Annotated in this window: 25 protein-coding genes; 20 read left to right on the forward strand and 5 right to left on the reverse strand. The window is 71.1% G+C overall.

All coding sequences use genetic code 11. The annotated features are described in order from the left end of the window. Nucleotides 1-58: 58 nt before the first annotated feature. Entirely contained in the window at nt 59-790 is a 732-nt protein-coding gene (locus OTB19_RS01270; RefSeq protein WP_267796038.1) for an SDR family oxidoreductase, read from the reverse strand. Nucleotides 791-995: 205 nt separating this feature from the next. On the opposite strand from OTB19_RS01270, the gene OTB19_RS01275 reads away from it, so the two are divergent. The 3 genes from OTB19_RS01275 to OTB19_RS01285 all read left to right on the forward strand — a co-directional run bounded on the left by OTB19_RS01275 (nt 996) and on the right by OTB19_RS01285 (nt 3,886). Beyond that, the gene (locus tag OTB19_RS01275; protein ID WP_267796039.1) at nt 996-1,610 is read left to right on the forward strand and encodes a dihydrofolate reductase family protein; all 615 of its coding nucleotides are present in this window, start codon (nt 996-998) and stop codon (nt 1,608-1,610) included. 122 nt (nt 1,611-1,732) lie between these two features. Next, nucleotides 1,733-2,647, forward strand: a complete 915-nt coding sequence (locus tag OTB19_RS01280) for a DMT family transporter (RefSeq protein ID WP_267796040.1) — start codon at nt 1,733-1,735, stop codon at nt 2,645-2,647. A 54-nt stretch (nt 2,648-2,701) separates the two neighbouring features. Further along, the gene (locus tag OTB19_RS01285; protein WP_267796041.1) at nt 2,702-3,886 is read left to right on the forward strand and encodes a cytochrome P450 family protein; all 1,185 of its coding nucleotides are present in this window, start codon (nt 2,702-2,704) and stop codon (nt 3,884-3,886) included. A gap of 29 nt (nt 3,887-3,915) precedes the next feature. Here the strand turns inward: OTB19_RS01285 and OTB19_RS01290 are convergent, their stop codons facing one another. Further along, nucleotides 3,916-4,920 carry a Gfo/Idh/MocA family oxidoreductase gene (locus OTB19_RS01290; protein WP_267796042.1) on the reverse strand — a complete coding sequence of 335 codons (1,005 nt, stop codon included), beginning with the start codon at nt 4,918-4,920 and terminating at the stop codon, nt 3,916-3,918. 201 nt (nt 4,921-5,121) lie between these two features. Here OTB19_RS01290 and OTB19_RS01295 point away from each other — a divergent pair, with 201 nt between their 5' ends. From OTB19_RS01295 to OTB19_RS01350, 12 genes are all read left to right on the forward strand, one after another. After that, nucleotides 5,122-6,111, forward strand: coding sequence for a sugar ABC transporter substrate-binding protein (locus OTB19_RS01295; protein WP_267796043.1), 990 nt, complete (start codon nt 5,122-5,124; stop codon nt 6,109-6,111). Next, complete coding sequence (locus tag OTB19_RS01300; protein WP_267796044.1) at nt 6,108-7,133, forward strand: ABC transporter permease; 1,026 nt, start codon at nt 6,108-6,110, stop codon at nt 7,131-7,133. Before OTB19_RS01295 ends, OTB19_RS01300 begins: the two co-directional genes overlap by 4 nt. After that, the gene (locus tag OTB19_RS01305) at nt 7,133-8,029 is read left to right on the forward strand and encodes an ATP-binding cassette domain-containing protein (RefSeq protein WP_267796045.1); all 897 of its coding nucleotides are present in this window, start codon (nt 7,133-7,135) and stop codon (nt 8,027-8,029) included. Before OTB19_RS01300 ends, OTB19_RS01305 begins: the two co-directional genes overlap by 1 nt. Next, nucleotides 8,026-9,195, forward strand: a complete 1,170-nt coding sequence (locus tag OTB19_RS01310) for an ROK family glucokinase (RefSeq protein ID WP_267796046.1) — start codon at nt 8,026-8,028, stop codon at nt 9,193-9,195. The genes OTB19_RS01305 and OTB19_RS01310 overlap by 4 nt, the downstream gene beginning before the upstream one ends. Continuing rightward, nucleotides 9,192-9,782, forward strand: a complete 591-nt coding sequence (locus OTB19_RS01315) for a hypothetical protein (RefSeq protein WP_267796047.1) — start codon at nt 9,192-9,194, stop codon at nt 9,780-9,782. The genes OTB19_RS01310 and OTB19_RS01315 overlap by 4 nt, the downstream gene beginning before the upstream one ends. Before the next feature lie 51 nt (nt 9,783-9,833). Next, nucleotides 9,834-10,466 (forward strand): MBL fold metallo-hydrolase, encoded by a 633-nt coding sequence (locus tag OTB19_RS01320; RefSeq protein ID WP_267796048.1) that lies wholly within the window; start codon nt 9,834-9,836, stop codon nt 10,464-10,466. Between the two features lie 30 nt (nt 10,467-10,496). After that, nucleotides 10,497-11,276, forward strand: a complete 780-nt coding sequence (locus OTB19_RS01325; RefSeq protein ID WP_267796049.1) for an exodeoxyribonuclease III — start codon at nt 10,497-10,499, stop codon at nt 11,274-11,276. 51 nt (nt 11,277-11,327) lie between these two features. Continuing rightward, a complete protein-coding gene (locus tag OTB19_RS01330; protein ID WP_267796050.1) occupies nt 11,328-11,768 on the forward strand; it encodes a DUF6278 family protein in 441 nt (146 codons plus the stop codon). A 107-nt stretch (nt 11,769-11,875) separates the two neighbouring features. Continuing rightward, nucleotides 11,876-12,619, forward strand: coding sequence for an amino acid ABC transporter ATP-binding protein (locus tag OTB19_RS01335; RefSeq protein ID WP_267796051.1), 744 nt, complete (start codon nt 11,876-11,878; stop codon nt 12,617-12,619). 34 nt (nt 12,620-12,653) lie between these two features. Further along, a complete protein-coding gene (locus OTB19_RS01340; RefSeq protein WP_385637360.1) occupies nt 12,654-13,550 on the forward strand; it encodes a glutamate ABC transporter substrate-binding protein in 897 nt (298 codons plus the stop codon). A gap of 19 nt (nt 13,551-13,569) precedes the next feature. Then, nucleotides 13,570-14,214, forward strand: coding sequence for an amino acid ABC transporter permease (locus OTB19_RS01345; RefSeq protein WP_267796053.1), 645 nt, complete (start codon nt 13,570-13,572; stop codon nt 14,212-14,214). Beyond that, entirely contained in the window at nt 14,211-15,095 is an 885-nt protein-coding gene (locus OTB19_RS01350; protein ID WP_267796054.1) for an amino acid ABC transporter permease, read from the forward strand. The genes OTB19_RS01345 and OTB19_RS01350 overlap by 4 nt, the downstream gene beginning before the upstream one ends. 46 nt (nt 15,096-15,141) lie before the next feature. Here OTB19_RS01350 and OTB19_RS01355 read toward each other — a convergent pair whose 3' ends face one another. Together OTB19_RS01355 and OTB19_RS01360 are read right to left on the reverse strand one after the other, a co-directional pair. After that, a complete protein-coding gene (locus tag OTB19_RS01355) occupies nt 15,142-16,743 on the reverse strand; it encodes a CocE/NonD family hydrolase (RefSeq protein ID WP_267796055.1) in 1,602 nt (533 codons plus the stop codon). A 144-nt stretch (nt 16,744-16,887) separates the two neighbouring features. Further along, nucleotides 16,888-18,132, reverse strand: a complete 1,245-nt coding sequence (locus OTB19_RS01360; protein ID WP_420716773.1) for an Ig-like domain-containing protein — start codon at nt 18,130-18,132, stop codon at nt 16,888-16,890. A gap of 477 nt (nt 18,133-18,609) precedes the next feature. Between OTB19_RS01360 and murJ the strand changes: the two genes are divergently transcribed. From murJ to OTB19_RS01390, 5 genes are all read left to right on the forward strand, one after another. Next, nucleotides 18,610-20,283, forward strand: a complete 1,674-nt coding sequence (gene murJ / locus OTB19_RS01365) for a murein biosynthesis integral membrane protein MurJ (protein ID WP_267796056.1) — start codon at nt 18,610-18,612, stop codon at nt 20,281-20,283. Between the two features lie 39 nt (nt 20,284-20,322). Beyond that, on the forward strand, nt 20,323-21,051 hold the full coding sequence (locus OTB19_RS01370; RefSeq protein WP_267796057.1) for a response regulator transcription factor: 729 nt from the start codon (nt 20,323-20,325) through the stop codon (nt 21,049-21,051). A 132-nt stretch (nt 21,052-21,183) separates the two neighbouring features. After that, nucleotides 21,184-21,489, forward strand: a complete 306-nt coding sequence (locus tag OTB19_RS01380; protein ID WP_267796135.1) for a hypothetical protein — start codon at nt 21,184-21,186, stop codon at nt 21,487-21,489. Further along, complete coding sequence (locus OTB19_RS01385) at nt 21,453-21,662, forward strand: hypothetical protein (RefSeq protein WP_267796136.1); 210 nt, start codon at nt 21,453-21,455, stop codon at nt 21,660-21,662. Before OTB19_RS01380 ends, OTB19_RS01385 begins: the two co-directional genes overlap by 37 nt. Before the next feature lie 4 nt (nt 21,663-21,666). After that, entirely contained in the window at nt 21,667-22,941 is a 1,275-nt protein-coding gene (locus OTB19_RS01390) for a cytochrome P450 (protein WP_267796058.1), read from the forward strand. Here OTB19_RS01390 and OTB19_RS01395 read toward each other — a convergent pair. Continuing rightward, nucleotides 22,901-23,626, reverse strand: coding sequence for a hypothetical protein (locus OTB19_RS01395; RefSeq protein WP_267796059.1), 726 nt, complete (start codon nt 23,624-23,626; stop codon nt 22,901-22,903). The two genes, OTB19_RS01390 and OTB19_RS01395, sit on opposite strands and share 41 nt — an antisense overlap. Nucleotides 23,627-23,732: the final 106 nt, after the last annotated feature.

Genomic DNA, 23,732 nt, shown 5'->3' on the forward strand with positions numbered 1-23,732 from the left:
CCGGTGGGTCGGCGTTCAGTCCGGTGGGTCGGCGTTCACCGGTCCGGTGCGTCGGGCCCTACGCCGCGTGGCCTCCGTCCACCGAGAACTCGGCGCCCGTGACGTACGCGGCGTCCGACCCCGCGAGGAAGGACACCATGGCGGCCACCTCCGCCGCCGTGCCGAAGCGGCCGAGGGCCGTCATCGACGCCTGCGGGGCGGAGTAGGGGCCGTCGGCCGGGTTCATGTCGGTGTCCACCGGGCCGGGGTGCACGAGGTTCGCGGTGATCCCGCGCCCGCCGAGTTCCCTGGCGAGTGCCTTGGTCAGACCGGTCAGCGCGGCCTTGCTCATCGCGTACAGGGTGCCGCCGGGGCCCGGGACCCGCCGGGCGATGCAGCTGCCGATGGTGATGATCCGCCCGCCTGAGCCCATGCGGCCCGCCGCGGCCTGGGAGGTCAGGAAGACCCCGCGGACGTTCACCGCGAGGACGCGGTCCACGTCCGTGAGCGCGAGTGCGTCGAGCGGGCCGAGCACGCCCACGCCGGCGTTGTTGACCAGTACGTCGATCCGTCCGAGGTCCCGTACGGTCCGCTCCACCGCCCCGGCGGCCTCCGCGGCGTCGCCCGAGTCGGCCCGTACGGCCAGGCCGCGTCGACCGAGGGCCTCGATCTTGCCGACGACCTCCGCCGCCGAGGTGGCGTCGTCGACGTAGGTGATCGCCACGTCGGCGCCGTCCTGCGCCAGGCGCAGGGCCGTGGCGGCCCCGATGCCGCGGCTGCCGCCCGTGACCAGTGCCACTGTGCCGTTCATGTGCTTCCTCCCGTTGGCGTCCGGCCGTGTCCGTCCGGCCGTCTCGTTCCGTAAGTCGTTGCGGGTTCAATGAAACGGTCTGCGAGGGAACGGGGCCGGCGGGAATCGGACCTCGCGTTCACGCGCGCCGCACCGATGAGTTCCGGGCGGCCGGGAAGTCTGAACCCGTGAAGACGGACGGACCGCGGACAAGGAGCGCAGAGCCATGGGCAAGCTGACCCTCACCACCTTCCTCAGCCTCGACGGTGTGATGCAGGGCCCCGGAGCACCGGAGGAGGACACCAGCGACGGCTTCCGGTACGGAGGCTGGACCGTGCCCTACGGCGACGAGGGCATGGGGGAGTTCGTGACGGAGGTCTTCGACCGCGCCGGGGCGTTCCTGCTCGGGCGTCGGACGTACGAGATCTTCGCCGGGCACTGGCCGCGGTACACCGACCCGGCCGACCCGATCGCGAGCCGGCTGAACGGACTGCCCAAGTACGTGCCCTCGGCCACCCTCAAGGAGCCCGCCTGGGCCGGGACCACGGTGCTCGACGGCGAGCACCTCCAGGCCGAGATCACGCGGATCAAGGACAAGCTGGAGGGGGAACTCCAGGTGCACGGCAGCGGCGCCCTCGCCCAGTGGCTGCTGGCACGGGACCTGGTCGACGAGCTTAACCTGCTGGTCTTCCCGGTGTTCCTGGGCGCCGGGCGCCGACTGTTCCCGATCGGGGGCCTGCCGACCGCCTGCGAGGTGGTCGACTCCCGCACCACCTCGACGGGCACGTCGATCCACACCTACCGCCCGGTGGGCCGGGCCCGCTTCGGCTCCTTCGCCTGACCGCCTGACCGCCGGCGGGGGGCCGGCAAACCGCTCGACCGGCGTGATCACGCCGGGTAGCGTGGTCACGCCCCCGTGCGAGCCACCGAAGTCTCCACCCGCCTCCTGCCGTTGGAGAACCGGTGTCCACCGTCGCCGCCCCCGCCCCCCTCGCCGCCCCCGGCCGAGCCTGGCTCGCCGATCTGCCGGTCCTGCTCGTCGCCGTCGTCTGGGGCGGCAGCTACCTCGCCGCCAAGGGGATCACCACCACGCACACCGTGATCGCGGTGCTCGTGCTGCGCTTCGCGCTCGTCCTGCCCGTCCTCGTCGTCGCCGGACTGCGGCGGCTGCGCGCACTGAACGCCGCCCAACTGCGCGGCGCGGGGCTGCTGGGCCTGGTACTCGGCGGGATCTTCCTGCTGGAGACCTACGGGGTGGTCCACACCTCGGCCACGAACGCCGGGCTGATCATCAGCCTGACCATGATCTTCACCCCGCTCGCCGAGGCCGCCGTACGGCGCGTGCGCCCCTCGACCGGGTTCCTCGGTGCCGCCGCCGTGTCCGTCGCGGGCGTGGTGCTGCTCACCCAGGGAGCCGGCTTCACCGCCCCGGGCCTCGGCGACCTGCTCATCCTCGGCGCGGCCCTCGCCCGGACCCTGCACGTCCTGCTGATGGCCCGGATCAAGGCCGTCCAGGACGCCGACCCGCTCTCCCTCACCACGGTCCAGCTCGGCGGCGCCGTCGCCGTGTTCGCCCTCCTCGCCCTGCTGCCCGGCAGCGGCGCGAACCCCTGGGAGACCGCCGTCGCATTCGATTCCCGCCAGTGGGCGGGGCTGGTCTTCCTGGCCGTCTTCTGCACCCTCTTCGCCTTCTTCGTGCAGATGTGGGCCGTCCGCCGCACCTCGCCCTCCCGCGTCAGCCTGCTGCTGGGCACCGAACCCCTGTGGGCGGCCGCCGCCGGCATCGCGATCGCCGGCGAGCACCTCGGCGCCGTCGGTCTCGTCGGGGTCGCGCTGGTGCTCGGCGGCACCGCCTGGGGTCGGCGCGCCGCAGCCTGAACGAATGGCCGAAAGCCGCTCCTTGGAGGTCAACTACACGTCTAGGCTGACGACATGCCGGTTCTGGACCTCAGTACGATCGCCGAAGACTTCAACGAAAACCCGTACCCCCACTACGCGCGGCTGCGGGAGATCGCCCCGATCCACCGCGTCAAAGCGGTGGACGGGCAGGAAGTCTGGCTCGTCGTCGGTCACGACGAGGCCCGTCAGGCCCTCACCCACCCCGACGTGTCCAAGAACTGGCTGACGTCGGGGCTCTACACCGACCGCGAGAAGACCGACGCCAGCGCCAACATGATGCGCGCCGACCCGCCCCACCACACCCGGCTGCGCCGGCTGGTCTCGCGGTCCTTCGCCCCCGGCCGGATCGAGACCCTGCGGCCCCGCATCCAGCAGATCGTCGACGGGCTCCTCGACGGCATGGCCGCCCTGCCCGAGCGCCGCGCCGACCTGATCGACGCCTTCGCCCGGCCGCTGCCCATGACGGTGATCTGTGAACTCCTCGGGATACCGGAGGACGCCCGGGGCCCCTTCCACGCGTGGGTCACCGAGATCGTCTCGCCGACCGGGGTGGAGGCCGAGAACACCGCCCTGCGCGCGATGACCGCGTACCTGGCCGAGCTGACCGACGCCAAGCTCGCCGCACCGGGCGACGACCTGCTCAGCGACTGGACCACCAGCCGCGGCGAGGACGGCGACCGGCTCTCGCGCCAGGAGCTGGTCGCCATGGCCTTCCTGATGATGATCGGCGGCCACGAGACCACCGTGCACCTGATCTCCAACGCGATGCGGGCCCTCTTCGCCCACCCCGACCAGCTCGCGGCCCTGCGCGCCGACCTCGACGGGCTCACCGACGGCGCCGTGGAGGAGGCCCTGCGCTACGACGGCCCGGTGGAGACGGCCACCTTCCGCTTCGCCCGCGCGGACCTGGAGATCGGCGGCGCCCTGATCGAGGCCGGCTCGCCCGTCCTGGTCTCCCTCGCCGGAGCCGACCGGGACCCCGCCCGCTTCGCGCATCCCGACACCTTCGACATCCGCCGCCCCGGACGCGGCGGCCACATCGCCTTCGGCCACGGCATCCATCACTGCGTCGGCGCCCCCCTGGGCCGACTGGAGGGCCGGATCGCGATCCGCTCGATCCTGGAGCGCTTCCCCGACCTGGAGGAGGAGCCGATCGAGCACGCGTGGGTGCCCGGCATCCTGGTCCGCGGCGTCCTGAGCCACCCGGTGCGCTGGTAGCCGGCCGGGCGCCCGCGATGCCCCGCGGCTCACAGGTCCGGCAACTCCTCCAACCGCACCCGGCGCCGCTCCCGCCGGGACAGCTCACAGGCCTCCGCGATCCGGAGCGCGGCGAGCGCCTCGCGCCCGTCACACGGATTGGGGCCCTCGCCGCGCACCAGTCGCACGAAGGCCGCCAGCTCCGCCTCGTACGCGGGGGCGAACCGTTCCAGGAAGCCCGTCCACGGCTTGCTCGCCGCGGGCGGGCCGTGCGGCTCCGTCGAGGCGATCGGCGTACGGTCGTCCAGTCCCGCGGAGACCTGGTCCCGCTCCCCGGCGAGCTCCATCCGCACGTCGTACCCGGCGCCGTTGCAACGGGTGCCGGTGCTGCTGACCAGCGTCCCGTCGTCCAGGGTGAGGACGGCCACCGCCGTGTCGACGTCACCGGTCTCCCGGAACACGGACGGCCCCGCGTCCGATCCGGCCGCGTACACCTCCGTCACCTCGTGCCCGGTGACCCAGCGGACCATGTCGAAGTCGTGCACCAGGCAGTCCCGGTACAGCCCCCCGGAGCCGGCCAGGTAGGCCGCGGTCGGCGGCGTCGGATCGGCCGTCGTCGTCCGTACGGTGTGCAGCCGTCCCAGCGCACCCGAACGGACCAGCTCCCGCGCCGCCGCGTAGCCCTCGTCGAAGCGGCGCATGAACCCCAGCTGGAGCACCCCGCCCAGCGCCGTGACCTCGCGCAGCACGCCCAGGGTGCGGGTCAGGTCCGGTGCCACCGGCTTCTCGCAGAACACCGGCAGCCCGCCGCGCACCGCCCGGACGATCAGTTCGGCGTGCCCGTCGGTGGAGCAGCACACGACGACGGCGTCCACGCCCCAGGTGAAGACCTGCTCCACGGTGGGCGCGGCGGTCGCCCCCAGCCGGTCCGCGAGCCGCGCCGCCCGCGCGGGGTCGGCGTCGGCCAGCAGCAGCGAGCCGGCGTCCGGGTGGCGGGCCAGGGCGGCCGCGTGGAACGAGCCGATCCGGCCGGTTCCGATGAGCCCGATGCGCATGCACTCAACGTGACCCCGTATGGGGGACCTGTCAATCCGCCCGACGCCGCCCCGATGGGCCCGCGTGGTCCACTGTGGCGGATACTGGGCGGCTGGAACCGGAATGGACCGCTTTGACATCGATCCGCTTCGACATCCGAGAAGTGCACGACAAGGGAAGGGCGCGGCGACGTGGCTAGGGTTCGGACAGGGGTGCGCGTCGTGGGCGCCGTGCTCGCGGCGGTACTGGGTGCCTCCCTCGCGGGGTGCAGCAGTACGGGCGGCAAACGAGCCGAGGAACGGGCCAAGGCCGCCGAGGCCGGGCGACCCGCCGTGTCCACCCCGCGCTGGACCTTCGCGATGGTCACCCACGCCGGAGACGGCGACACCTTCTGGGACATCGTGCAGAAGGGTGCCAAGGAGGCCGCGGCGAAGGACAACATCAAGTTCGTCTACGCCCACGACGACCAGGCACAACAGCAGGCCCAGTTCGTGCAGAACGCCATCGACCAGAAGGTCGACGGCATCATCGTGAGCCTGGCCAAGCCCGACGCCCTCAAGGACGTCGTCGCCAAGGCCGTCAAGGCAGGCATCCCGGTCGTCACGGTCAACTCCGGATCCGCCCAGTCCGCCGAGTACGGGGCCCTGACCCACATCGGCCAGGACGAGGAGATCGCCGGCGAGGCGGTCGGCACCGAGCTCGCCAAGCGCGGGAAGAAGAAGGCCGTCTGCGTCCTGCACGAACAGGGCAACGTCGGCCACGAGCAGCGCTGCGCCGGGGCGAAGAAGACCTTCGGCGAGTCCGGCGGGGTCATGGAGAACCTCTACGTCGAGGGCACCAACATGCCCTCCGTCCAGGCGTCCCTCCAGGCGAAGCTCCAAGCGGACCCCTCCGTCGACGCGATCGTCACCCTCGGCGCGCCCTTCGCCGCCACCGCCGTCAAGGCCAAGGACACGGCGGGCAGCAGGGCCGAGGTGGACACCTTCGACCTCAATGAGTCAGTGGCGAGGGACCTCAAGTCGGGCACCCTCGGCTTCGCCGTCGACCAGCAGCCCTACCTCCAGGGGTACGAGGCCGTCGACCTGCTCTGGCTCAACCTCTACAACGCGAACGTCCTCGGCGGCGGCCGTCCGGTCCTCACCGGACCGGCGATCGTCACCGGCGCCCAAGCGGCCGAGCTGGAGAAGTACATCAAGCGGGGCAGCCGATGAGCGCGACCGCCGGTGCGACGGTCGACGAACGGCTGGCCCCCACCTCGCTCGTGCGCCGTCTGCTGGGCCGCCCCGAACTGGGCGCGGTCGTCGGCGCGTTGGCCGTCTTCGTGTTCTTCTCCTTCGCCGCCGACAGTTTCCTGCGGGCCTCCAGCCTGAGCACCGTCCTGTACTCGGCCTCCACGATCGGAATCATGGCGGTGCCGGTGGCCCTGCTGATGATCGGCGGCGAGTTCGACCTGTCGGCCGGCGTCATGGTCACCACCTCGGCGCTGGTCAGCTCGATGTTCAGCTACCAGATGACCGCGAACGTCTGGGTCGGCGTCCTGGTGTCCCTGCTGGTCACCCTCGCCATCGGCTTCTTCAACGGGTTCATGCTGACCCGCACCAAGCTGCCGAGCTTCATCATCACGCTCGGCACCTTCCTGATGCTGACCGGCCTGAACCTCGGCTTCACCAAGCTGATCAGCGGCTCCGTCTCCACCAAGACCATCGCCGACATGGAGGGCTTCTCCTCCGCGCGGGCCCTGTTCGCCTCGCAGTGGAACATCGGCTCGGTCACCCTCAAGGTGACCATCCTGTGGTGGTTCGCCCTGGTCGCCGTCGCGACCTGGATCCTGCTGCGCACCCGCGCCGGGAACTGGATCTTCGCGGTGGGCGGCGGCGCCGACGCGGCCCGCGCGACCGGCGTGCCCGTCGTGAAGACCCGCATCGGGCTCTACATGGGCGTCGCGCTCTGCGCCTGGATCTCCGGGCAGCACATCCTCTTCTCGTTCGACGTGGTGCAGTCCGGCGAGGGCGTCGGCAACGAGTTCCTCTACATCATCGCGGCCGTCATCGGCGGCTGTCTGATGACGGGCGGCTACGGCTCGGCCATCGGCGCCTTCATCTTCGGCATGACCAGCAACGGCATCGTGTACGCCCAGTGGAACCCGGACTGGTTCAAGTTCTTCCTCGGGGCGATGCTGCTGCTCGCCACGCTGCTCAACGCATGGGTCCGCAAGCGGGCGGAGGCGAAGTGATGACCGACACCGCGGCCAAGGCCGTGCCCGACGGCGCGACCGCCCTCGTCCGGCTGACCGACGTCAGCAAGTTCTACGGCAACATCAAGGCCCTCCAGGGGGTCTCCCTGAAGGTGTCCGCCGGCGAGATCACCTGTGTCCTCGGCGACAACGGCGCCGGCAAGTCCACCCTCATCAAGATCATCGCGGGGTTGCACCGGCACGACGCCGGCACCTTCGAGATCGAGGGAGAGGAGACCGTGCTGGCCAACCCGCGCGCGGCCCTCGACCACGGCATCGCCACCGTCTACCAGGACCTCGCCGTGGTTCCGCTCATGCCGGTCTGGCGGAACTTCTTCCTCGGCTCCGAGCCCACCAAGGGCCGGGGACCCTTCCGCCGCCTCGACGTGGACCTCATGCGCGAGACCACCCGGACCGAGCTGCTCCGGATGGGCATCGACCTGCGGGACGTGGACCAGCCCATCGGCACCCTGTCCGGCGGCGAGCGCCAGTGCGTGGCCATCGCCCGGGCCGTGTACTTCGGCGCGAAGGTCCTCGTGCTGGACGAGCCCACCGCGGCCCTCGGCGTCAAGCAGTCCGGCGTGGTCCTGAAGTACGTCGCCGCCGCCCGCGACGCGGGCCTCGGGGTGGTGCTGATCACGCACAACCCGCACCACGCGTACCTGGTCGGCGACCGTTTCGTGCTCCTGAAGCGGGGCACCATGGCGGGCAGCCACACCCGCGACTCGATCACCCTCGACGAGCTCACCCGACAGATGGCGGGCGGGTCCGAGCTCGACGAACTGAGCCACGAACTGGAGCGAGTGGCAGAATCGGGAGCGGACGGACCGCCGTCCGACGCAGCCGACCCGGCTCCCCCCACCCCGCGGACCACGAGGGACGACACGACTCGATGAGCACGTACCGGGACTTCTCGCTCGCCCACCGGGGGTCGGCGCGGGGCACCGTCCTGCGGACCGTCGGGACCCGTGAGCGCCGGTCGCTGCTGACCGCCCCGCGGGTCCCCACCGTCGGCATCGACATCGGCGGCACCAAGGTCATGGCCGGGGTGGTGGACGCGGACGGGGTGATCCTGGAGAAGATCCGCGCCGAGACGCCCGACAAGTCCAAGAGTCCCAAGGTCGTCGAGGACACCATCGTCGAACTGGTCCTGGACCTCTCCGACCGGCACGACGTCCACGCGGTGGGCATCGGCGCGGCCGGCTGGGTGGACGCCGACCGCTCCCGCGTCCTGTTCGCGCCGCACCTCGCCTGGCGCGACGAGCCGTTGCGCGACGCCCTCCAGTCCCGGCTCGCGGTCCCGGTCATGGTCGACAACGATGCCAACACCGCGGCCTGGGCCGAGTGGCGCTTCGGCGCCGGACGCGGCGAGGACCACCTCGTCATGATCACGCTGGGCACCGGCATCGGCGGCGCCATCCTCGAAGGCGGCCAGGTCAAGCGCGGCCGCTACGGGGTGGCCGGCGAGTTCGGGCACATGCAGGTCGTCCCCGGCGGCCACCGCTGCCCCTGCGGCAACCGCGGCTGCTGGGAGCAGTACAGCTCCGGCAACGCCCTGGTCCGCGAGGCGCGCGAGCTGGCCGCGGCCGACTCCCCGGTCGCCTACAACATCATCGCCAAGGTCGGCGGCAACGTCCAGGAGATCACCGGCCCGCTCATCACCGAGCTGGCCCGCGAGGGCGATGCCATGTGCATCGAGCTCCTCCAGGACATCGGCCAGTGGCTGGGCGTCGGCATCGCCAACCTCGCCGCCGCCCTCGACCCCTCCTGCTTCGTCATCGGCGGCGGCGTCAGCGCCGCCGACGACCTGCTCATCGGACCCGCCCGGGACGCCTTCCGGCGCCACCTCACCGGTCGCGGCTACCGCCCCGAGGCCCGGATCGCGAAGGCCCAGCTCGGCCCGGAGGCGGGCATGGTCGGCGCCGCCGACCTCGCCCGACTCGTCGCCCGACGCTTCCGCCGGGCCACCCGCCGCCGCGTGGAGCGGTACGAGCGCTACGCACAGCTGGGCCGCCGTGACCTCCTCGGCGGTACCAAGGACCGGGAGCAGGAACAGCAGTGACCCCGCCCACCCTGCCCCACCAGGCTCCCGCTCCCGACGCGGAAGGCAGACCGCGGCCCCCGGCCGAGGACCGCCGACACGTGGTCCGGCGCCGCTGGATCACCGCGATCATCATCGTGCTGCTGATCGGGGTTCCCGCGGGCTACCTCGCGGTGTCCGCCCAGCAGAGCCGCCAGAGCGGCCGCGACAAGGCGGCCAAGGTCGGCGCGGTCCACGTGCGCCCCGCCTGGCCCTCCAAGGTCCAGCGCAGCATCTACGAGGTGCCGATCCCCGATCAGGCCTCGGCCGTCGGCTACCTGGAGACCAACAACTGGCACACCAGCCGGCTCTACACCGAGTTCGCCCTCACCCCCGCCCAGTTGGACACCTTCCTGGCCGACGCGGGCACCCGTCGGGAGGCGTTGACCCGGGGCGTGTCGATCTCCGACCACGACGCCCGGATCGCGGGCTGGAGCTGGAAACCGGACCACTCGTGGTTCGGCATCACCCTGGACGCCAAGGAACCCCGCCCCACCAGGGACATCACCGTCGACCTGAGCGATCCGGTGGTCCCCAGGGTGTACGTGGTCTCCACCGCGATTCCCTAGGGAGCTCCCGTGATTCCCCGGGGCGCCGCCGCGCGCCGCTAGCCTGGGATCATGAAGCTCACCAAGCGGCTCCACTCCTGCGTCCAGCTGGAGAAGGACGGGCGCGTGCTCGTCATCGACCCGGGCGCCTTCAGCGAACCCGACGCCGGCCTCGGGGCCGACGTCCTGCTGGTCACGCACGAGCACCCCGACCACTTCGAGGAGGGCCGGCTGCGCGCCGCCCTCGACGCGAACCCCGCGACCGAGCTGTGGACCCTGCGCAGCGTCGCCGAGAAGCTGGCGCCGGCCTATCCCGGCCGGGTGCACACGGTGGGGCACGGGGACGCCTTCACCGCGGGCGGTTTCGAGGTGCGGGCCTACGGCGAGCTGCACGCGGTGATCCACCCGGACATCCCCCGGATCACCAATGTCGGGTTCCTGGTCGACGGTTCGCTCTTCCACCCCGGCGACGCGCTGACCGTGCCCGAGACCCCCGTGGACACCCTGATGCTCCCGGTGCACGCGCCCTGGAACAAGGTCTCCGAGGTGATCGACTACCTCCGCGAGGTCAAGCCCCGGCGCGCGATCGACATCCACGACGCCTACCTCGCGGACCTGGCCCGGCCGATCTACGACCTCGCCCTGGACAACCTGGGCGGCACCGACCACGGCAGGCTCACCGCCGGGGACGCCACGGACCTGTGACCGTCGGTGCCGGGCGGTAGGTTGGGTGGCATGCGTATCGCCACGTACAACGTCAATTCGATCACCGCCCGGCTGCCGCGCCTGCTGGCCTGGTTGGAGTCCTCCGGCACGGACGTGCTGTGTGTCCAGGAGACCAAGTGCTCCGCCGAGCAGTTCCCGCACGCGGAGCTCCGCGAGGCGGGTTACGAGGCCGCGGTCAACGCCACCGGCCGGTGGAACGGCGTGGCCCTGCTCTCCAAGGTGGGTCTCGAAGACGTGGTGACGGGCCTGCCCGGCGGGCCCGACTACGAGGGCGTCCAGGAGCCCCGCGCCATCTCCGCCACCTGCGGCGGGGTCCGCGTCTGGTCGGTCTACGTGCCGAACGGCCGCGAGGTCGAGCACGACCACTACGGCTACAAGCTGGACTGGTTCCGCGCCCTGGCCGCCGCCGTCGCCGAAGACGCGGCCGGCCCCCGTCCGTTCGCGGTGCTCGGCGACTTCAACGTGGCGCCGACCGACGAGGACGTGTACGACCCGGCGGTCTTCGCGGGGCTCACGCACGTCACCCCCGCCGAGCGCGCCGCCCTGGAGGCGCTGCGCGATGCCGGTCTCTCGGACGTCTTCCCGCGCGCGCTCAAGTACGACCGTCCGTACACGTTCTGGGACTACCGGATGCTCGCCTTCCCCAAGAACAAGGGCATGCGCATCGACCTGGCCTACGGGAACGCCCCCTTCGTCAAGGCCGTCACCGACGCGTACGTGGACCGCGAGGAGCGCAAGGGCAAGGGCGCGTCCGACCACGCCCCGGTCGTGGTGGACCTGGACCTCTGATCCCTGCGCGCCCTGTGGCCGGCGGCGGATCCGGGTGCCAGGCTGGTTCGCATGAACATCCCCTTCCTGGACAACTGGCTGAACCGGAACGAGAAGGAACAGGGTGCGGGACTCGCCGCCGCCCTCGTGGATGATCCCGAGGGCGTCGCCGAGTTGTTCTCGGAGTGCGAGATGCTGCGCGCCCAGGCCCGCTCGGCAGGGCTCGAACTCGACGGGAGCCCGGCCTCGTTGGAGGCGCTCGACCAGCTGATGCCACGCTGGCGCAGGGATCCCGAGGCCGTGCCCTGGCTGGGCAACGACGCCGGCTTCTACCTCGGCACGGTGATCATCCACAGCATCCCGGGCACGGTCTGGCAGGTGTGGCCGAACGGGCAGCCGGTGATCCGGCTGGCCTCGGGCCGGGAGCTGAACGTGGTCGAGTCCGGGGTGTCCTGGGCGATGACCGGATCCCCGGAGCTGTCCCAGGCGTACGCCGAGGCCTCGGAGGGCTGATCTCGGGCTCCTTTATGCGGCTTTTAGGCGTGTCGAGGTGAAGTGCCCTTCCACGGCTGGATAGTTTGCGCTGACCTCGACACACCGACAAGTGGGCAGGGCAGCGTATGGCCGTCGATCCGTTGATCGAGCTGCGGGACGTCAACAAGCACTTCGGGCAATTGCACGTGCTCCAAGACATCAACCTCACCGTCGGCCGCGGGGAGGTGGTGGTGATCATCGGCCCTTCCGGTTCCGGCAAATCGACCCTGTGCCGGGCCATCAACCGGCTGGAAACCATCGAGTCGGGGGCGATCTCGCTCGACGGGAAGCCGCTGCCGGCCGAGGGCAAGGAGCTGGCGGGACTGCGCGCCGAGGTGGGCATGGTCTTCCAGTCCTTCAACCTCTTCGCGCACAAGACCGTCCTCGCCAACGTCTCGCTCGCGCAGGTCAAGGTCAGGAAGCGCAAGAAGGACGAGGCCGACAAGCGCTCCCGCGAGCTGCTGGACCGGGTGGGCCTCGCCGACCAGGCCGAGAAGTACCCCGCCCAGCTCTCCGGTGGCCAACAACAGCGCGTGGCCATCGCCCGGGCCCTCGCCATGAGCCCCAAGGCCCTCCTCTTCGACGAGCCCACGTCGGCGCTCGACCCGGAGATGATCAACGAGGTGCTGGAGGTCATGCAGCAGCTGGCCGCGGAGGGCATGACCATGGTCGTGGTCACCCACGAGATGGGCTTCGCCCGCTCCGCCGCCAACCGCGTGGTGTTCATGGCGGACGGAAAGATCATCGAGGACCGCACCCCGGAAGAGTTCTTCACCGCTCCGGAGAGCGACCGGGCCCGGGACTTCCTCTCCAAGATCCTCAAGCACTGAGGGGCCGGCCGTGAAGCTCTCCCGTCGTTCCCGCCTGCCCGGGGTCCTCCTCGCCCTCGCCCTGATCGGCGCCGCGTTCGGCTGCGGCAAGCCCGGCAGCCCGCCGGTCAAGGGGCCCCAGCCGGAGGACCTGCCCACCTACAAGGTCGCCACCGACTTCACGCTGCCCGAGTCCCCGACCTGGCAGCGCGCCAAGAAGCGCGGCCACCTCGTCGTCGGCGCCAAGGAGGACCAGCCCTCCATGGGGGAGAAGGATCCCGCCAGTGGCCGCTACTCCGGCTTCGACATCGAGATCGCCAAGATGATGTCCGCCTCCCTCGGCTTCGACCCCAAGACGATCGAGTTCAAGACGATCGCCTCCGCCAACCGCGAGACCGCCCTCCAGAACGGGCAGATCGACTACTACGTCGGCACCTACACGATCAACGACAACCGCAAGAAGCAGGTCGGCTTCGCCGGCCCCTACTTCATGGCCGGCCAGTCCCTCCTCGTGCGCAAGGACGAGAAGGACATCAAGGGCCCCGACGACCTCGCCGGCAAGAAGGTCTGCTCCGCGGCGGGCTCCACCCCCTACCAGCGCCTCCAGAAGGAGCACCCCGAGGCCGTGCTGGTCTCCTACGACACCTACTCCGTCTGCGTGGACAACCTGCTCACCTACCAGGTCGACGCCGTCTCCACCGACGACTCGATCCTCCTGGGCTACGCCGCCAAGGTCCCCGACGAACTGAAGGTCGTCGGCGAGCCCTTCTCCGAGGAGCCCTACGGCATCGGCGTCCCGCGCGGCGACAACGCCCTGCGCTTCGCCCTCGACGACGCCCTGGCGGAGAACGAGAAGAACGGCAACTGGAAGAAGGCCTACGAGGCCACCCTCGGCCTGTCCGGCGAGCCCGCCCCGACGCCACCGCCCATCGACCGCTACCCGGCGAGCTGAGAGGAGCGGAGCCACCTCCATGGACGTACTCACCGAGAACTTCGCGATCTACGGCAAGGGTTTCCTCGGGACCCTGCAACTCACCGTCTACGCCTCCCTCCTCGCCCTGGTCCTGGGCTTCGTGATGTGTTCCTTCCGGGTCGCGCCCGTCGGATCCTTCCGGGTCTTCGGCACGGTCTGGGTCACCGTGCTGCGCAACACCCCGCTCACCCTGCTGTTCTTCGCGGTGCTGCTGGGCCTGCCCCGCTTCGGCATCGTCCTGCCCTTCCAGGTCTTCGCGATCCTCGCGCTCGGCTGCTACACCTCCGCGTTCATCTGCGAGGTGCTGCGCTCCGGCATCAACACCGTGCCCAAGGGGCAGGGCGAGGCGGCTCGGAGCCTGGGGATGTCCTTCGACCAGACCCTCGGCACGGTGGTGCTGCCCCAGGCCTTCCGCTCCGTGATCCCGCCCATCGGCTCCACGCTGATCGCCCTCGCCAAGAACTCGGCGATCGCCGGCGCCTTCAGCGTCAACGAGCTGCTGGGCACCTACAAGACCCTCAACGAGCTGGGCTACAGCATCATCTGGACCTTCTTCTGGATCGCCGTCGGCTACCTGATCATCACCCTGTCCATCAGCGCGCTCTTCCACGTGCTCGAAAAGCGGTACGGAGTCGCCCGATGACCGCGCACGCGCTCCACGGGGACCTGGAGTCCAGCGCCCTCTACGACATCCCCGGCCCCCGGGCCCGGCGCCGGCACTTCTTCTACGGGATCGCCTCCACGGCGCTGATCCTGCTGGTGCTGGCCTGGATCCTCTACCTGCTCTTCGACACCGACCAGTTCACCGCCGCCAAGTGGACCCCCTTCGAGTACAAGGGCATCCAGGAACTGCTGCTCAGAGGGCTCGGCAACACCCTCAAGGCGTTCGCGTACGCCTCGGTGCTCTCGCTCGCGCTGGGCGCGGTGCTGGCCACCGGGCGGATGTCGATCCACCGCCCGGTGCGCTGGCTCGCCACGCTGTGCGTGGAGTTCTTCCGGGCGATGCCCGTCCTGGTGATGATCTTCTTCATCTTCGTCGCGCTGAAGGTGCAGCCGCTGCCCGCGCTGGTGGCGGGGCTGACCCTCTACAACGGCTCGGTGCTGGCGGAGGTCTTCCGCACGGGCATCGACTCCGTCGAGAAGGGCCAGCGCGAGGCCGCGTACGCCCTGGGCATGCGCAAGACGCAGGTCATGACCTTCGTCCTGGCCCCGCAGGCGGTCCGGGCGATGCTGCCCACGATCATCAGCCAGCTCGTGGTGGCCCTGAAGGACACCTCGCTGGGCTACCTGATCACGTACGAGGAGTTCCTGCACGCGGGCAAGCTGATCGCCTCGAACCTGGACTACGACCTGCCGTTCATCCCGGTCGTCATGATCATTTCTCCCATCTACATCGGCATGTGCATGCTGCTGTCCTGGTTCGCCACCTGGGTGGCGCGGCGGCAGCGGCGCAATCCGAAGACCGAGGCGGTCACCGTCGCCCCGGCCGAACCGGGAACGGCGCTGCCGGGCGGACGCACGTAGTCCGCCCGCGGCCCCGAAGGGCCAACCCGCCCGGCGGCAGCCGCGGTCACTGCTCGCGCAGCGGCACCGAGACGTACGAGGGATCGGTGCGCGGCGAGGAGAAGGTCAGCTGCGCGCCGGTGGGGTTGTGCTCGATGTAGAGCGGGTCGACGGTGTCCACGACCAGGGCGAGCCGATGGCCGGCCGGGACGTCGTAGGCGGTGGAGAAGAGGTCGAGGTCCACCCCGAAGGCCTGGTTCGGCGTCTTCCCGTGGAAGGTGTACGGGGCGTTGCTGACCAGTTTGCCGAGGCCGAGCGGGCCGACGTCGTAGAGGTACGCGACGAAGGTGCCGTCCGCCTTGGTGGGCGTGACGGTGGTGTGCACCTTGACGGTGCCGCGGACCCGCCGGACCTCGTCGTGGCGGTCCGACTGCCAGACGGCCGCGAAGGTGCGGGGGAGGAGCGGGATGGACGCCACCGGGGGCGCCTTGACGAACTGGTCGAGGATGCTGGAGAGGAAGAGGGTGCCGCCGTTGGCGCCGGAGTCGACGTTGGCGAACACGTGCTCGCTGTCGGAGAGCGCCAGCCGTTCCGTCCCGCCCGACCCGACCGACTTCCAGTCGGCGTAGCCCTCGTAGCCGTCGGTGCTGCGGGACTTGATCTGCACGGGGGCCTCGGAGTCCACGCCGTTGCGCTCGCCCTTGAGGTAGCGGTCGAACCAGCGGTGGGCGTTGATCCAGGTGTCGTTGGGCAGCCCGAGCAGGCCGGTGGCCTCGGCGGTGGCGTGGTCGCCGGGGCGGAACTCCAGGCGCTTGGGGCCCGTCAGCTTCTCGAAGAAGTCCGCGTACTGGTTGGGCGGGAAGATGGTGTCCCCCCAGGCGTTGCCCAGCATGATCGCGGCGCCGTTGGCGTTGATCCGGTCCACCTCGTAGGCGGCGGAGCGCTTCTTGCCCCAGTCGATCATCTGCTGTTCGCGGTCCAGCCGGGAGCCGAGGAAGTCGTCCAGGATCTGCTGGAGTTCGGGACCGGGCCGGCCGGTGATCCGCCCGGCGACGCCGAGCATCCCCGCCGCCTGGCGGTGCTGGGTGCGGCCGGAGTAGATCGACTCGATGAGGTCGGCCCAGCCGCTGAGCGCGACCACGGCCTTGATCCGGGGGTCGCGGGCCGAGGCGAGCAGGCTGATGCCCGCGCCGTAGGAGACCCCGCCGAGACCGATGCGCGAGGCGTCGGCCGGGGTGTTGGCGAGCGCCCAGTCGATGACGGCGGAGACGTCGGCGGTGTCGGCCGGGCCGGCCGTCTCGATCTGCCCGCCGGAGAGCCAGAAGCCGCGGGAGGTGTAACTGACCACGATGTAGCCGGAGTCGGCGAGCTGCTTGGCCTGGGCGGCGTACTCGATCTGCGGCAGGCCCCAACTGGTGGGCAGCACGATCAGCGGATACTTCGCGCCTGCCCCGGCGCCCGCGGGGGTGAAGACGTTGCCCTTGAGCGTGATGCCGCCGGAGCCGGGGATGTCGTGGAAGCGCAGGTCCGACGAGGCGTCGGCGGCGGTGGCGGTGGGCTCGGTGACGGGCGCCGCCTGGGCCTGGTGGGGGGCCAGGCCGAGGGCGGTTGCCGCGATCACGGCCGCCACGGTCGCTGCGGCCGCCGCGGTGCTGGTGGTGCGGACCATCTGTCGCTCCTCGCGTACGCCGGTGTCAAAGTGACCCGACGGTAACGGGAGGTGCTTACCGGAGGTAACCCGTGAGTAAGTTACGTCCGAGTAACGATTGACTGAAGTTCAACGCATCGGCCCGCGGCGGCGGGTGTCGCGTGGTCAGCCGTTCTGCGGCGCGCCGTTCAGCGCGCTCTTGGCCTTCCACTCGTCCCAGGACAGGTTCCACTCGCCGTACCCGTTGCCGATGTCCGCACGCCCCTTGGAGCCGCTGCCGACGACCTCGAAGGGATCGCCGACCTGCACCAGCTCGTAGAACGCCGCCGCGTTGGCGTCGCTCATGCCCACGCAGCCGGAACTGGTGTTGGCGTTGCCGAAGTTGGCGTTGTTCCACGGGGCGGCATGCGCGTACATGCCCGACCAGGTCAACCGCATCGAGTAGTCGACCATCTTGTCGTAGGAGTCGCCCAGGCCCACCGTCTGGGAGTCCATCCGGATGGTGCCCTCCTTCGCCATCAACACCATCGTCCCGGACCAGGAGGCCTTCTGGCCGCCCGGGGTGCCCGCCGAGATCGGAATGGTCTTCACGACCTGACCGCCCTCGGTGACCGACATCTTCCGGGTGTCGAGATCGACCTTCATCCGACGGTCCTTGCCGATCTTGAACTCGGTGGAGTAGTCCTTGGCGAACAGCCCACCGCCCGCTCCGGAGTCGACGCCGTTCAGGTTCATCTCGACCTTCACCGCGGTGCCGGACTTCCAGAACTCCTTCGGGCGCCAATCCACCCGGTCATTGCCGGAATAGTCCTTGAACCAGCCCCACGAACCCTCGGTTTCGTTCGACGTGGTGACCTTCAGGTGCTTCTCCACCTCGGCCTTGTTCTTCACCGGGTTGTCGAACACGATCGATACGGGCTGCGCCACACCGACGACCGGCGTGACCCTCCCCGGATTGATCGTCACCTTGTTCACCTTGTCGGCCGCGGACGTCTTGAAACGGGTCTCCGCGCTCTGGCTCTCGGCGTTCTGCGCCTCGACCCGGTACTCCGCCCCCGGCGACGCGTTGCGCTCCGACGTCCAGGTCCGGCCGTCGGCGGCTATCCGGCCGGCCAACTCACCGCCCTTGCCGTCCGTCACCTTCACCTGGGCCAGCCTGCCGTCCGCGACGGTCACCGTGACGGGTTGACCGGCCTTCACCTCGCCGCCCGACAGGTTGACCGAGATCGCCATGGCGGCCTTCTCGTCCTTCCCCGCCTTGCCGTCGCCGGCCCCGGCGGAACCGGAACCGCCCCCGCAGGCGGTCAGTGCGAGGGCCGCCAGCGCGGCGGCGCCGGCCAGTGCGGCGGTTCGACCGCGCGCCCGCGTGAGGTGACGGCGCGACGGGTCGATACGGCGTGTGCGGCTCAACGGAAACCCCTCCGAAGTAATGATCGTCCGCAAAGAGAGAGTGCGCGCGGGGGCCCCGGGTTGCGGATGACGCGCAAAACTTCGACCGGGGGGCTGTGACATGGAACGCAGTGAAATCCGCAACCGAATGCCGGCCCCCGAGGGAGCCCGCGCGACGAAATGGGCGGCGGTCCTTCCGGCCCCGGATGAAAGGACTTTCGGCCCGCCCGTCAGGGACCCACGGCTCTGGTGGACGGTGAATTCGACATTGATGCGCCGGCCCGATTCACGTCGAATCCGCGGCGCCCGCACCCCCCTCGCCCCTCCCGCCCGATCCGGTGGACACGACCTCCGCGGGGTACCCTCCCCCCTCGACCTCGGCGAACACGCGTTCACCGCCGGTCGGATCGCCGAAGCACCAGGCAAGCGGGAGAGACCCTTGAACGGACACGACAGCACCGCGCGCGACCGGGCCCCCGTGGCCCCCCGTGGCCGCCGGTGACCGCCCCCACCGAGACGAGACCGGCGCCGGGCGGCGCTCCGGCGGCTCCCGCCAAGGGCTCCGTGCTGCGCAGCGGCGCGCTGATGGCCGCCGGGTCGATCGTCTCGCGCGCCACCGGCTTCGTCCGCTCCGCCGTGGTCGTCGCCGCGCTCGGAACCCACTTCCTCGGTGACGGCTACGCCGTCGCCAACACCATCCCCAACATCGTGTACATCCTGCTGATCGGCGGCGCGCTCAACGCCGTCTTCGTACCCGAGCTGATCAAGGCGGCCAAACGCCACGCGGACGGCGGCGTCGCCTACACGGACCGACTGCTGACCGTCTGCGTCCTCGCGCTCCTCGCGCTCACCGCCGTCGCGGTGCTCGCCACGCCGTGGATCGTCCGGGCCTACGCGCCCGCCGGCTACAGCGCCGCCCAACTGGACACCACCGTGGCCCTGGCCCGGTTCTGCCTCCCGCAGATCCTCTTCTACGGGCTGTTCACGCTGCTCGGGCAGGTGCTGAACGCCCGGGGCCGGTTCGGGGCGATGATGTGGACCCCGATCCTCAACAACCTCGTCCTCATCGCCGTCTTCGGCTACCACCTGTACGTGTCCGTCGGCGGGGACGAGGTGCTGAGCGCGTCCGAGACCCGGCTGCTCGGCATCGGCACCACCGCCGGCATCGTCGTCCAGGCACTCGCCCTGATCCCGTCGCTGCGCGCGGCCGGCTTCCGCTGGCGCCCCCGCTTCGACTGGCGCGGCAGCGGCCTCACCCGCCCGCTGCGCAACGCGGGCTGGCTCGTCGCCCTGGTCCTCACCAACCAGTTCGCCTACTGGGTCGTCACCCTGCTCTCCACCACCGCCGGCCAACTGGCCGACGACTCCGGGGTCGCGGGGGGCGCCGGCTACGTCGCCTACAGCAACGCCTACCAGCTGTGGGTGGTGCCGCAGGGCATCGTCACCGTCTCGCTGGTCACCGCCCTGATGCCCCGGATGAGCGCCTCGGCCTCCGACGGGGACCACGCCGCCGTCCGCCGCGACGTCTCGTACGCGCTGCGCGCCTCCGCCGCCCTCGTCGTGCCCGCCGCCGCGATCTTCGCCGCCCTCGCCCCCTGGGTGACGGCGAGCGTCCTCCAGTACGGGCAGGTGGGGCCCGCCGACAGCGAGGTCATCGCCGGCATCCTCATGGCCTTCGCGCCCGGCCTGGTGGCCTTCTCGGCCCAGTACGTGCTCGCTCGCGGCTTCTACGCGCTCTCCGACACCCGGACCCCGTTCTTCCTGAACCTGGTCATCGTCCTGCTCACCGCGTCGTTGGCGTACACCGCCCACGCCCTGCTCCCGCCGCGCTGGGTCGTCACCGGCATCGCCGGTGCCACCTCGCTCGCCTACCTGGCGGGCGCGGCGGTCACCGCGTACGCCCTCGCCCGCCGGCTGGGCCCGCGCACGGACGCCCCCGCCGGGGTCCGCACCACGGCCCTGCGCACCCACCTGCGGCTGCTCCAGGCCTGCCTGCCCGCGGCGGCCGCCGGATACGGGGCGGCCCTGGCGTGTGACGGGTTCGGCAGATTCGCCGCGGTCGGGGCGGGAACCGCCGCGATCGCCCTGGTCGTCATCCTCCTCGCCAGGCCACTGCGCCTGACGGAGATCACCGACCTGTCGGCCTCCCTCCGCCGGAAAACGGGCCGGTAGGGGGAGGAAGGCACCCGAACCGCACGCGATACCGACCGGATGCCACGCGTACTGCTGATCGAGGACGACCCCTCCATCCGGGAAGGGGTCGCCCTCGGCCTGCGCCGCAGAGGCCACGAGGTGAGCACCGCCGAGACGGGGGAGGAAGGCCTGGCCCTGATGGCCGGCTTCCGACCCGAGCTGGTCCTGCTCGACCTCATGCTGCCGGGCATCAACGGCGTCCAGGTCTGCCGCCGCATCCGCGAGACCAGCCAGGTGCCCGTCATCATGCTCACCGCACGCGGCGACGACTTCGACATCGTCGTCGGCCTGGAGGCCGGGGCCGACGACTACGTCGTCAAACCCGTCCGCACCGAGATCATCGAGGCCCGGGTCCGGGCCGTGTTGCGGCGCCTCGTCGCCCCGAGCGACGGCCGCGTCGGGATCGAGGTGCACGGCGAGCTCGCCGTGGACCGCGCCGGTCTGACCGTCGCGAAGAACGGCGCGCACGTCCCGCTGGCCCCCAGCGAACTCAAACTGCTGCTGCACCTGTCGGCCGCGCCCGCGCAGGTCTTCTCCCGCCGGCAACTGCTGGAATACGTGTGGGAGCACAGCTACCACGGCGACGCCCGGCTCGTCGACGCCTGCGTCCGGCGCCTGCGCCACAAGATCGAGGACCCGGACGCCGCCCCCCGCTACATACAGACCGTGCGCGGCTTCGGCTATCGCTTCGGCCCCCTCCAGGCCCTGCGGGACGCATCGCCCCGCTCGGCCTGCGGACCCGGCTGATCGCCGCCTTCCTGCCGGTCGCCGCGATCTGCGCGGTGACCACGGCCGCCCTGACGTACCAACAGGCCCGCACCGCGATCCTCAAGCAGACCCAGGACACCGCCGTCAGCACCCTGCGCGACCAGATCGGGGGTGCTGACGGTCACCGGCCCGCTCGCCGCCGGCCTGCTGTACTTCGTCCTGCCCGACGGGCGGCTCGCGCCGGTCCCGATCCTCCTCGACGGTCCCGCGTACGGACCCGGCGCCATGATCACCCTGCTGATGAACGGCCCCGACACCGCGGCGAAGACGGCCGGGCTGCACACCGAACTGCCCTCGTCGAACGCCCCGGTCACACCCGACGGACGCGCGCTGACGCAGATGACGGGGGAGGGGTCCGTCCGGGTCCGACTGCCTTCCCGGTGCAGCCCCTGTCCGAGGCGGCCCGCCGCCAGGTGATGTGCACCGTCGTCTCCTCCGCCGGGATCCCCGCGGACGCGGAGGTCACCCTGGTCGGCCCCGACGCCGCCCTGGCCCCCGACCACTGCGGGTTCCAGGCCACCCCTGCACGTACGCGCCGGCCCGTCGCGTTCCGTCCTCTTGCGAGCCACGCGCCCCGACCGGCACCGTGACCCCATGGCCCCCGCCCTCACGCACGGAGACGCGAACGTCCCCGACGTCTTCGACCCCCGCCTGTACGCCGAAGAGATCCCGTACGCGCGCTACCGGCTGCTCCGCGACCGGCACCCCGTCGCCCGGCAGGCCGAACCGGAGGTCCTCGGCTGGCCCGCGGGGCCCGGCTTCTGGGCCGTCACCCGGCACGCCGACGTCGTACGGGTCCTGCGCGAACACACCACGTACTCCTCGTGGCTCGGCGCCACCCAGATCCGCGACCCCGACCCCGCCGACCTGCCCTTCCTGCGCCGCACCATGCTCAACCAGGACCCTCCCGGGCACGGCCGGCTGCGGCGGCTCGTCGCCCGCGCGTTCACCCCCGCCCGCGTCGACGCCTTCACGAGCCGGGTGCGCGAGCGGGCCCGGACGCTGCTGCGCGCCGCCCGCGACGGCGCCGAGGACGGGGCCATCGACCTGGTGTCCGCGGTGACGGACGAGTACGCGCTGCTCAACCTGACCGACCTGATGGGCATCCCGGCCGCCGACCGCGGCCTGCTCCTGGAATGGACCGTACGGGTCATCGGCTACCAGGACCCCGACGACGCCCCCGAACCGCTGACGGGCCCGGACGGGAAACCCCTCAACCCCCGCTCCCCGGCGCTGCTGGGCGAGATGTTCGGATACGCCCGCGAACTGGCCGCGTACAAGCGGGCGCATCCCGGCGACGACGTGATGACCGCCCTCGCGGAGGCCGAACTGGAGCCCGCCGAACTGGAGATGTTCTTCTTCCTGTTGACCGTCGCGGGCAACGACACCGTACGCAGCGCCGCGCCCGGCGGCCTGCTCGCCCTCGCGCGCGACCCGGACGGCTACCGACGGCTCGCCGCGGGCGACGTGCCCATGCACCGGGCCGTGGACGAACTCCTGCGCGTCCACCCGCCCGTGCTCAGCTTCCGCCGCACCGCCTCCGTGGACACCGAACTCGGCGGGCAGCGGATCCGCGCCGGGGACAAGGTGGTGGTCTTCCACGCCTCCGCCAACCACGACGAGCGGGTCTTCACCACACCCGACCGGCTCGACCTCGGCCGCGCGCACAACCCGCACGTCTCCTTCGGCGACGGACCGCACGTCTGCCTGGGCGCCCACTTCGCCCGGCTCCAACTGCGCACCTTCCACGAGGAGTGGCGCACGCTGATGCCGGCGCCCGAATCGGCGGGCCCGCCGCGCCGGCTCGTCTCGAACTTCATCAACGGGATCACGCGGCTGCCGATGCGGGTGTCCGGGCCGACCGGGTGACATCGGCCAACAGCTCGGCCACGTCCGGCCCGTAGGCGTCGGAGTTGACCACCTTGAGCACGACGCAGAAGGAGTCGTTGCCGTACTTGCGGGCCAACTCGCGGTGGTGGCGCGCCAGATAGCGGGCGCCCGCCTGGTTGCTGATCGCGGTCTGCCCGGAGATCAGGAACACGGGCCTGCTCCCGGGCCCCGTCGTCAACCGGGCCAGCACCACGTGGTCCACCATGCCCTTGTTCCAGCGGTACGTCTCCTCGCCGACGATGATGGCGCCCCGGTCGGGACCCGCCGCCGTACTGACGTCCACCCGGATGCCCGGCAGCATCGACCCCAGGTGGGCGGCCGTCCGCGCGTTGGAGACGGGACCGCCGACGCAGAACTCGGCGCGCTCGCCGAATCCCTGGCGCACCGTGTCCTGGGAGACGATCTGGAGGTTCGCGCCACAGTCCTTGATCAGGGCGGATATCTCCAGCAGCGCGAAGGCGTCGTTGCGGTGCACCGACCCCTCCGTGCCGCCCATCTGCCGGTTGACCACGAACAGGCAGTCGGAGCCGGACGGCAGCCCGAAGAAGGCCTGCTTGCGGCGGAGCGTGCGGCGCCACAGGCAGGTCCGGGCGAACCAGCCGAAGCCGCCACTGATGGCCGTGGCCACCACGCCCAGCACGATGTTGCGCACGTCGTCGTTCATGGCGCGGATGTTAACCCGCGCGAGGCCGTCCTGACGCGGGGGGTGCGGTGAAGTTAGAGTGCCGGCCTGGGCCTGTGGCACGGGGTCTGACAGGCCGTCGACTGGA

This window comes from Streptomyces sp. H27-H5 (genome assembly GCF_026627505.1).
Taxonomy (GTDB): Bacteria; Actinomycetota; Actinomycetes; order Streptomycetales; family Streptomycetaceae; genus Streptomyces.